Annotated in this window: 1 protein-coding gene; it reads left to right on the forward strand. The window is 62.9% G+C overall.

Going from position 1 to position 652, the window contains the following annotated elements; all coding sequences use genetic code 11:
- The first annotated feature begins 84 nt into the window (after positions 1–84).
- On the forward strand, positions 85–525 hold the full coding sequence (gene rpiB, locus KQI88_RS17855) for a ribose 5-phosphate isomerase B (protein WP_021659361.1): 441 nt from the start codon (positions 85–87) through the stop codon (positions 523–525).
- The last annotated feature ends 127 nt before the right edge of the window (positions 526–652 follow it).

Genomic DNA, 652 nt, shown 5'->3' on the forward strand with positions numbered 1-652 from the left:
TGCGCTGGCCCTGCACTACATACGCCTCTCCCAGGCCCAGCGCGAGCGGCAGGAGCGGCAAAAATCAAACGGAGGAATGTGAATATGTTAGCCATCGGTTGCGATCACGGCGGATACGCCCTGAAAGAAGAAGTCAAAAAGCATTTGGACGAGCGCGGCATCGAGTACATCGACTGCGGCTGCAACGGGGAGAGCGTGGACTACCCGGTGATCGCCAGCGAGACCTGCGCCCACATCACCTCCGGCGAGTGCGAGAGGGGCCTGCTGTTCTGCGGCACCGGCATCGGCATTTCCATTGCCGCCAACAAGACCCCTGGCATCCGGGCGGCCTGCTGCTCCGACTACTACAGCGCCAAGTACACCCGCATGCACAACGACGCCAACGTGCTGTGCATGGGGGGACGGGTCATTTCCTCTGGCCTGGCCTGCGAACTGGTGGACGTGTTTCTCGACACCGCCTATGAGGGCGGCCGCCACCAGCGCCGGGTCGACATGCTCACCGAGCTGGACAAGAAAAAACAATAGGCCCTGAGAGGGTGGGAAGGCGGAGGCTGCTGACAGCCCCCCTTTCCCACCCTCCCTTTGCACCGACGCACATCCGGCGGCCGGGCAGCCCCCGCAAGCCGCCTCTGGGATAAATACAAGGAGGATC

Origin of the sequence: Alkaliphilus flagellatus, from assembly GCF_018919215.1 — a bacterium.
Classification (GTDB): domain Bacteria; phylum Bacillota; class Clostridia; order Peptostreptococcales; family Natronincolaceae; genus Alkaliphilus_B; species Alkaliphilus_B flagellatus.